This window comes from Vibrio sp. V23_P3S9T160 (genome assembly GCF_963886625.1).
GTDB classification, from domain to species: Bacteria; Pseudomonadota; Gammaproteobacteria; order Enterobacterales; family Vibrionaceae; genus Vibrio; species Vibrio anguillarum.
The window spans coordinates 1-2,609 of sequence record NZ_CAWPDB010000089.1 but is presented as its reverse complement, the minus strand read 5'-3'; the positions used below and the strand labels follow the sequence as shown (position 1 = coordinate 2,609).

The 2,609-nt window shown below is 40.2% G+C and carries 5 protein-coding genes; 4 read left to right on the top strand and 1 reads right to left on the bottom strand.

From position 1 onward, the window contains the following. The first annotated feature begins 49 nt into the window (after nucleotides 1-49). From AACU59_RS04800 to AACU59_RS04785, 4 genes are all read left to right on the top strand, one after another. A complete protein-coding gene (locus AACU59_RS04800; RefSeq protein ID WP_017050760.1) occupies nucleotides 50-514 on the top strand; it encodes a DUF2846 domain-containing protein in 465 nt (154 codons plus the stop codon). A gap of 152 nt (nucleotides 515-666) precedes the next feature. Continuing rightward, entirely contained in the window at nucleotides 667-1,125 is a 459-nt protein-coding gene (locus AACU59_RS04795; protein WP_123768147.1) for a hypothetical protein, read from the top strand. Nucleotides 1,126-1,222: 97 nt separating this feature from the next. Next, complete coding sequence (locus tag AACU59_RS04790) at nucleotides 1,223-1,720, top strand: GNAT family N-acetyltransferase (protein ID WP_161437767.1); 498 nt, start codon at nucleotides 1,223-1,225, stop codon at nucleotides 1,718-1,720. A gap of 194 nt (nucleotides 1,721-1,914) precedes the next feature. Then, nucleotides 1,915-2,121 carry a DUF1289 domain-containing protein gene (locus AACU59_RS04785; RefSeq protein WP_083250237.1) on the top strand — a complete coding sequence of 69 codons (207 nt, stop codon included), beginning with the start codon at nucleotides 1,915-1,917 and terminating at the stop codon, nucleotides 2,119-2,121. A 119-nt stretch (nucleotides 2,122-2,240) separates the two neighbouring features. On the opposite strand, the gene AACU59_RS04780 is transcribed toward AACU59_RS04785, so the two are convergent. After that, entirely contained in the window at nucleotides 2,241-2,471 is a 231-nt protein-coding gene (locus AACU59_RS04780) for a PAS factor family protein (RefSeq protein WP_013868597.1), read from the bottom strand. Between the last annotated feature and the right edge of the window lie 138 nt (nucleotides 2,472-2,609).

Below are 2,609 nucleotides of genomic sequence, written 5' to 3'. Positions count from 1 at the left end.
ATTATATAGTATGTTTGGCGCGGTTTTTTATCGTAGCTAGGTTAATAATATGAAAAATAAAGTAATTTTGTGCTCCGCTCTGCTTTTGGGTTTATCAGGCTGTGCTTCAGTTCCTACCGTAGATTCGACAGTTTCGAATGAAGCTAAATCATTTGAAGCTCCTCAAGAAGGCAATTCTGGTATTTATATTTATCGTGAGGATAGCTTTGTTGGCGCGGCACTTAAAAAATACGTTTATGTTGATGGCGAGTGTATAGGTGAGACTGCTCCTGGGATTTTCTTCTACCATGAAGTAGAAGGTAATAAAGAGCATCAAGTAAGTACGGAATCAGAGTTTTCCGAGAATCATTTAACCATTTACACCGAAGAGGGCCGTAATTACTTCGTTAATCAATATATCAAAATGGGTGTGTTTGTTGGTGGTGCTGGCGTAGAGTTAGTAGACGAAAGCAAAGGTAAAGCTGAAGTTTTAAAAGTAGACATGGCAGTAAAAGGCAATTGTCCATCGATCTAACGACGATATAGCGCAATAACAAAGCATTTAAGAGTGATTCCCAACGCTTGGTATTCTTAGCTTCGCGTTGGGTTTTGTGTTTTCGGTGGTATGGCTAGGTTTCGTGGTAGCGTTGCTCACACCTTAATGCGGCGTTATACGCAAGGAGCAAGATGGAACAGATTTACGAAAATTTAGGCACTTTAGAGTGGTGGTTTAATGTTCTCTTTGCCATTGGTTTAGGTCTTGTTGTGCATCGAATTGTCGACAATGTGCCTAATTGGCTAAGTTCGTTCAAAAGAAAGCAAAGGTTAAATAGACTAAAAGTAGCGAAGAAACTGCGCTGGGATGATGCAGCAATTAACTATGAAATAAGTAAAGCCAATAGTCGATTTTTGGTATTTGCTTTGAGTTGTGTATGTTTCCTAACATGGTTGAGCTACAAGCCAGTTCAGCAATTATTTGAATTCAATGTGTTTGTCGGCATGATCACGAGTGTACCTATTTACGTTTGTGAAGTAATTTGGCTTAAGCAAGACGTCTTAGTAACAGAAGTTCTGAAGCAACGGGAAAAATTGCGTATAACAAAGCGTTTAAGACGGATTCCCAACGCTCGGCATTCTGAGTCTTAGTCAGCTTTAGTGTTTATGGTGCAATAGTTTAGGTAGGGTGGTTAGCGTTGCTCACCACTTAACGCGGCGTTATGCATTTTTTAGGAAAAGAGGAACTATGGTTGTTGAAGTCAGGCGAGCAGAGCCATCAGATGCTAAAGCGATAAAAGGAGTTTATGAGTGCCCAAATGCGTACACTGGCACATTACAACTTCCGCTTCCATCCTCCGATATGTGGGAAAAACGTTTTCAGACTATTCCAGATCATGTTTATGCATATGTGGCACTAGTGGACGGTGAAATAGTAGGTAATTTGGGCTTTGAGCTATGTACTAATCCGAGACGACGTCACGTAGGTACATTCGGTATGGGCGTTAAAGACGATGCTCAAAGTTTAGGTGTTGGTAGTGCTTTACTGAAAACGGTTATCGATTTAGCGGATAACTGGCTGAATTTGAAACGAATCGAATTGACGGTCTATGTGGACAACGAACGAGCGATCAATTTGTATAAGAAGTTCGGTTTTGAAATTGAAGGTGAGTCGAAAGCTTATGCGTTCAGAAATGGTAGCTACGTTGACGTTTACCATATGGCTCGCGTTGTGGCACATGCATAACAAACGCTTCAAGAGGGACAGCCAACGCGTGGTATTTTTACTATGCGTTGGTTTTGGTGATTACGGTGTTATGCGGTAAGTTGGTAGTAGCGTTGTCTGCCCCTTAAGCGGGCGTTATGTGCTAGTGTACGCCGAATTCTTTACTATGATTTCGTTAATAAAGACTACTGCGGAAATGTGATAGGATTTTTGTTATGAAAGATAGGAAAATGAGTGAGGTCGAAGAGCCCAAGTCACCGTGTATTAGACAGTGCTGTTTAGATGAAATGGATATTTGTTTGGGATGTTTCAGATCGTTGAATGAAATTATTGATTGGCATTCTTCAACGATAATTGAAAAGAACAAGATTCTTATCGTATGCTGTCAAAGAAGGAAATTGGCTCAAAAATCGAGGTTTTAGTTTTATCTAAAAGTACTACTGGTGATAATTTTGTCTAAATTGGCTGAGAGTTTGTTAGAAAATGAGCATATAAAAACGGCCCTTGACGTCGAGGGCCGTTGATATTTAGTAATGCAAGGCTAGTGCTCAGGTGTTTCTAGCAGCTTAATGGCACTTTCAACTGCATTATTGATCGCTTGGTCATTTTCAAGTTTTCCTGAACTTGCTGGCCCAAGGGCTCTAGAGTATAGAGCTAATTGTTTGTCCAAAGGCAAGCCCAACTGTTCATACAGATTTTCGCGAATTTTTGCATGTTGTTCAGGGTCTTGGTTTGCAAGGCTAATAAGAGTTTCATAAATAAGAGCTTTCATATCATGTCCATTTTATTATAGTTAACTTGGTGCGTATGGATTATAGCTGAGCCCTTAATGTAAATCTTGTGCAACAATCACATAACAAACGGCTCAAGAGGGATTGCCAACGCGTGGCGGCTTTAGTGCAAAATTGAA

Excerpts from the sequence above, each read along its gene's own strand:
- AACU59_RS04800 (WP_017050760.1), top strand. The coding sequence starts at position 50 with ATGAAAAATAAAGTAATTTTGTGCTCCGCTCTGCTTTTGGGTTTATCA.
- AACU59_RS04795 (WP_123768147.1), top strand. The coding sequence starts at position 667 with ATGGAACAGATTTACGAAAATTTAGGCACTTTAGAGTGGTGGTTTAAT.
- AACU59_RS04790 (WP_161437767.1), top strand. The coding sequence starts at position 1,223 with ATGGTTGTTGAAGTCAGGCGAGCAGAGCCATCAGATGCTAAAGCGATA.
- AACU59_RS04785 (WP_083250237.1), top strand. The coding sequence starts at position 1,915 with ATGAAAGATAGGAAAATGAGTGAGGTCGAAGAGCCCAAGTCACCGTGT.
- AACU59_RS04780 (WP_013868597.1), bottom strand. The coding sequence starts at position 2,471 with ATGAAAGCTCTTATTTATGAAACTCTTATTAGCCTTGCAAACCAAGAC.